Here is a 5,610-nt window from a genome sequence, read left to right as displayed (position 1 = left end):
CAGATACACACGTGCACGCGATAAGAGTGCGTTATTTATCTCAAAAGAAGGATTTTCAGTTGTTGCACCAACAAAAATCACCGTTCCATCTTCTATAAACGGTAAAAAGGCATCTTGTTGGCTTTTATTAAAACGATGAACTTCATCAACAAAAAGTAAAGTACGTTGCCCACGAGATTGAGCAACATTTTTTGCATGTTCTATTGCACTTCTAATCTCTTTAACACCTGAGGTGACGGCAGAAATACGTTCAACATGGGCATTAACATGACTGGCTACAAGCTCTGCCAGTGTGGTTTTACCTGTTCCTGGTGGCCCCCAAAACATCATGGAGTGAGCTCTTCCAGCTTCAAGTGCTTGCCTTAACGGTTGCCCTTCGCCCAATAAATGTTGTTGTCCAACATATTGCGCTAATGTTTCCGGGCGCATTCTAGCCGCTAGAGGCCTAAAATCGGGTGCGAAATTTAAACTTAAACTACTCACGGAACACTCTTAATGACTAGACTTCAAACGTTGATCATCAATATCAACATTTTCAGGCACGATAAATTCAAATAAATTACCTTCACTCTCGGTTACATGGGTTTGATCTGTAAGAGTAAAGTTACTGGTATTGCCTTGTTGATCTTTTAGCACCATTTTAGTCAATGTTAGCTCGTTAAAGCAGACCTCAACTTCCGACACGCCAGCCTCTTTATCTATTGGGCTTATTTCAAAACATTGGCCATTATTTTCAACCTGGTATTGTGACCATGTTTGCGGATCAGAATGGACAAGTAAGGCGATAGGAGATGCACTTATTGCTTGGTTAACATCCATAACCGACACCTCTTCTGCAAAAGGATTGTAGATCCATACATCAGTACCGTCGGCGACAATCAATGATTCATCCGGCGCGGTTAAGTGCCAGTAAAATTGATTTGGCTGCGCCAGTGCAAAAATACCTTCACCCGTCTGAATCACTTTGTCATTAATATCGGTGACGGTCTGACTAAAATTGGCTTTAAGGTTATTGATTTCGGCAAGCTTTACTTTTAGCTCCTCAGAAGCATCCGCTTGAACTGAAAAATGCGCTAATAAAGGTAACCCTGCCATCGCCATAGCGATAAGTCTATTCATGTTGGTTCTCCCGGTTGCGCCCTAGGCACAACACTGATATTGAGTGTCTTCATTATTCATAACCACAAATTCATCCGCTAAACTTATTGAAATTAATCAAAGTCTTTAGGTGGAGGCGGTGCTAATACTTCACGGTTCCCATTGTGGCCTTGGGCACTAACTACACCTTGAAGTTCCATTTGTTCAATAATCCGTGCCGCGCGGTTATAACCAATTTTGAATTTTCGTTGCACACTAGAGATTGATCCGCGACGCGTTTGGGTAACAAATGCCACTGCTTCATCGTATAACACATCAGTATCTTCGTCAGATTCGCTGGCCTCACCAGGAAGCAACACCTGCTCTCCTTCTGCTGAGCCTTGTAAAATATCTGTAATGTATTGTGGTTTTCCGCGAGCATGCCAATCAGCAACAACCTTGTGTACTTCATGATCGTCAATAAAGGCGCCATGGACGCGACTAGGAACACTCGTGCCCGGTGGCAAATAAAGCATGTCACCCATACCTAATAAGGTTTCTGCGCCTTGTTGATCCAAAATCGTTCTTGAATCGATTCGTGAAGACACTTGGAAAGCCATACGAGTTGGAATGTTTGCTTTAATCAAACCTGTAATAACATCAACCGATGGTCTCTGCGTCGCTAATATTAAATGTATGCCTGCCGCACGTGCTTTTTGCGCGATACGTGCAATAAGCTCTTCAACCTTTTTACCCACAATCATCATCATGTCGGCAAATTCATCAACGACAACAACGATTGAAGGGAGCTTATCGAGCTCTGGCGCTTCGGGTTCCATGCTGTCGGATGATTTCCATAGAGGATCGACAATGGGTTCGCCAGCCTCTTTAGCATTTTTAATTTTAAGGTTATAGCCTTTAAGGTTACGTACCCCAAGAGCTGACATGAGCTTATAGCGACGCTCCATTTCACCGACACACCAGCGAAGTGAGTTAGCCGCTTCTTTCATATCAGTAACAACCTCACACAACAGATGTGGGATCCCTTCATAAACTGAAAGTTCTAACATCTTCGGGTCGATCATAATGAAGCGAACATCATCTGGCCCCGATTTATACAGTAAACTAGTGATCATCACGTTTACGCCGACTGACTTACCTGAGCCAGTGGTACCTGCCACTAACAGATGTGGCATTTTACCTAGGTCAACAATGACGGGCTTACCGCCGATATCAGCCCCAAGTACCATACTTAAATGAGATGGACTATCTCTGAATTCATCGCAATCTAATACGTCACGCATAAAGACCGTTTCTCTAAACTTGTTAGGTAACTCGAGACCTACAAATGCTTTACCTGGTATAACTTCAACCACTCGGACACTCTCTGCCAGCAGCGAACGCGCTAAATCTTTGGATAAACTAGTGATCTTTGAAGCTTTAACGCCAGGCGCTAGTTCGAGCTCAAAACGAGTAATAACAGGACCTGGATATACGCCAACGACTTTTGCCGTAATGTTGAAATCAGCAAGTTTAACTTCGACTAATCTACCGACTTGGTCTAACTCTTCTTGGCTTATGGGGTTACTTTTTCGATTGGGTACATCGAGTAATGAAATACTTGGTAGCGGCTCCATCGCAGCTTTGCTCACCGGACCTTCCTCTTGGCCAGGTAAAATAACGATGCCATCGACGATCTTGGCTTTGCCATCATTTATGCGTTTGCTTGCGTTTACCGCGCCAGTTGATTTTTTTGCGTCAAAATCAATCGTCTCAACTTCAGGTTGAACGTCTGCAATCCAAGGCGCTTGAATTGTTGGTTCTATGGCTTGCGATGGCTGTGTTAATAAAGGTTCTATTTTAGGTTCTAACCGAGTATTAGCACTCTTTGCTGTTTCTGGGTTAACGGAATCATCCTGCTCATAAAGATTAGCATCACACGTTTCTTGTTCATCCCGTTCTTTACTGCGTTTTTCACGAAAACGCTCAACCACGGATAAGAAACCGCGAGTATCTTCAGTTTCTTCTTTATTAGGGACAAGTTTTGCGGGTAATTGTCGTAATGACTTAAAGCACCATAACGTCGCGAAGCCAGTTAAATCAATAATAGTTAGCCAACTAATACCAGTAAGCAGCGTAAAACCGGCACCCACAAAACATAATAGCAGTAGTGTTGTCCCTAACTGATTAAAGTAGGGCAGCATCGCTTGGCCTATTACATCCCCCGTGACACCACCGGCTGAAAATTCGTAAAGTCCATTTGCGTTCATACTGCCTAATGCTGCAAGGCTAAACACAATAAGAAGAAAGCCTATTAATCTCAAGCCTACAGAAAAGTAGTCAATTTCTAGCAATCTATGGGTGCGTTTAAACAGCGACCAACCCGTTAAAGCGATAATGACCGGGATGATATAAGCGGTATAACCGAAAATATAAAGTAATACGTCGGCTAACCAAGCACCAACAGCGCCGGTGAGGTTTTGAATATCTCCATCAAAATGGGATTGGCTCCAGCCGGGATCGGATGCATTAAAACTGCTTAGCGCAATAAGGATATAAGTTGCAATCATGCAACAGATGATCAGACTACCTTCTAATAGTCGTTGTACGCCGGAAAGGGTTTTTACACTAGTTGCCTTGGACAATCGCAAGCCTACAATAAAAAAGACGATAATGTCAGTAAGATACCAGAAATGAGTTTATTTTGCAGCGTTTGAGTTGGACACAATAAAGTGAATAATTATTCATGTGGAATCTTTGCATCATTTTGTATCAATTGTATTTTGTATAAAAGAAGGGAGTCGATTGACGCCCTTCTTGCACAAGAAAACAACAAAATTACATTTCAGAAGTCGTATTGATAGCCACACGATTCGTCTGCTTAACCTCTTCCATCACCACATAAGTGCGTGTATCAGAGACTGAAGGTAGTTTAAGTAAGGTTTCCCCTAATAAACGACGATAAGCGGACATATCGGATACTCGAGTCTTCAATAAGTAATCGAAATCACCTGAAACTAAATGACATTCTTGAATATCATCAAGTAGTTGCACGGCATCGTTAAACTTATCAAATACTTCCGCTGTATCACGATTTAACGTGATCTCAACAAACACCAGTAAAGATGCACCCAAAAAGTGGGGATTGACTAATGCTGTATATCCTTTGATATATCCTTGTTTTTCAAGCCTTTTAACTCGCTCTAGACAAGGAGTGGGACTCAGCCCAACACGTTTTGATAGTTCTACATTGGAAATGCGCCCATCAAGTTGTAACTCATTAAGTATATTTCTATCGATTCGATCTAAGTCTTTTATAGGACTCTTTTTATTATTAACCATATTTACAACCTTGAATTGCATCTATAACAAAATAAAACACTGTGTTTAGATAAACTTCAGCAGCATAAACTGCCGAAGGAATACTATACTAGATTTCCCTGAAACATTCACGTTCAGGCATAACAAAATAACAATTACACCCATAGAAAATGGGTTTTTATGCGAAATTGAGGCTCTAAGATGATTATAGGTGTTCCAAAAGAAATCAAAAACCACGAATATCGTGTAGGCATGGTACCTTCTAGCGTTCGTGAATTGACTCTACGTGGTCATGAGGTTTTTATTGAAACAAGTGCTGGCTCTGGCATTGGTTTTACCGATGAAGATTACGTTAATGTAGGCGCTAAAATCCTAGCAACTGCAGCTGAGGTTTTTGCCCAATCAGAAATGATTGTTAAGGTAAAAGAACCACAAGCAGTAGAACGTGCAATGTTAAGAGAAGACCAACTTCTATTTACCTACTTACATTTAGCGCCTGATTTACCACAAACAGAAGACCTTATTAAAAGTGGCTCTGTTTGTATAGCTTATGAAACGGTAACAGATGACCGTGGTGCACTTCCCTTACTTGCGCCAATGTCTGAAGTTGCTGGCCGTATGTCGATTCAAGCTGGCGCAATGGCACTTGAAAAGTCGATGGGCGGACGTGGTATGCTGCTTGGCGGTGTACCAGGTGTTGAACCTGCTAAAGTCGTTATTATCGGTGGCGGCATGGTGGGAACAAACGCTGCGCAAATGGCAGTAGGCCTAGGCGCTGATGTTGTTATTCTTGATCGTAGCATTGATGCATTACGTCGTCTAAATGCACAGTTTGATAATAAAGTTAAAGCAATCTATTCAACAGCTGATGCTATTGAAAAGCATGTTTTAGAAGCTGACCTTGTCATTGGTGGTGTACTTGTTCCTGGTGCTGCAGCGCCGAAGCTTGTCACTCGAGCGCATATTGCCGCAATGAAGCCAGGTTCTGCAATTGTAGATGTTGCAATCGACCAAGGTGGTTGTATTGAGACTTCACATGCAACAACACACCAAGACCCTACGTATATTGTTGATGATGTTGTTCATTATTGTGTCGCGAATATGCCTGGTGCTGTTGCTCGTACCTCGACTTTTGCACTTAACAATGCCACATTGCCATACATTATTAAGTTGGCTCAACTTGGTTACCGTGAAGCTTTGCTTCAAGACAAG

General features: G+C 42.2%; 5 protein-coding genes. 1 reads left to right on the top strand and 4 read right to left on the bottom strand.

The window, feature by feature from the left end:
• The 4 genes from CXF82_RS00410 to lrp all read right to left on the bottom strand — a co-directional run.
• Window positions 1-483: AAA family ATPase (locus CXF82_RS00410; RefSeq protein ID WP_145991618.1), on the bottom strand; the 483-nt coding region annotated here is incomplete at its 3' end.
• Between the two features lie 9 nt (window positions 484-492).
• Window positions 493-1,119 (bottom strand): outer membrane lipoprotein periplasmic chaperone LolA, encoded by a 627-nt coding sequence (gene lolA, locus CXF82_RS00405; RefSeq protein WP_101091660.1) that lies wholly within the window; start codon window positions 1,117-1,119, stop codon window positions 493-495.
• A 92-nt stretch (window positions 1,120-1,211) separates the two neighbouring features.
• Window positions 1,212-3,722: a DNA translocase FtsK gene (locus tag CXF82_RS00400; RefSeq protein ID WP_101091659.1), complete on the bottom strand. Its 2,511-nt coding sequence runs from the start codon at window positions 3,720-3,722 to the stop codon at window positions 1,212-1,214.
• 193 nt (window positions 3,723-3,915) lie between these two features.
• Window positions 3,916-4,419, bottom strand: a complete 504-nt coding sequence (lrp, locus tag CXF82_RS00395; RefSeq protein ID WP_101091658.1) for a leucine-responsive transcriptional regulator Lrp — start codon at window positions 4,417-4,419, stop codon at window positions 3,916-3,918.
• A 180-nt stretch (window positions 4,420-4,599) separates the two neighbouring features.
• On the opposite strand from lrp, the gene ald reads away from it, so the two are divergent.
• Window positions 4,600-5,610: alanine dehydrogenase (ald, locus tag CXF82_RS00390; protein ID WP_102043465.1), on the top strand; the 1,011-nt coding region annotated here is incomplete at its 3' end.

The sequence above is a fragment of the Shewanella sp. GutDb-MelDb genome, assembly GCF_002836075.1.
Lineage (GTDB): Bacteria > Pseudomonadota > Gammaproteobacteria > Enterobacterales > Shewanellaceae > Shewanella.
Note: the sequence above shows the minus strand (reverse complement) of the source record. Positions and strands in the feature narration are given on the sequence as shown.

Coding starts and splice junctions, on each gene's coding strand:
- lolA (WP_101091660.1), bottom strand. CDS start 1,119: ATGAATAGACTTATCGCTATGGCGATGGCAGGGTTACCTTTATTAGCG.
- lrp (WP_101091658.1), bottom strand. CDS start 4,419: ATGGTTAATAATAAAAAGAGTCCTATAAAAGACTTAGATCGAATCGAT.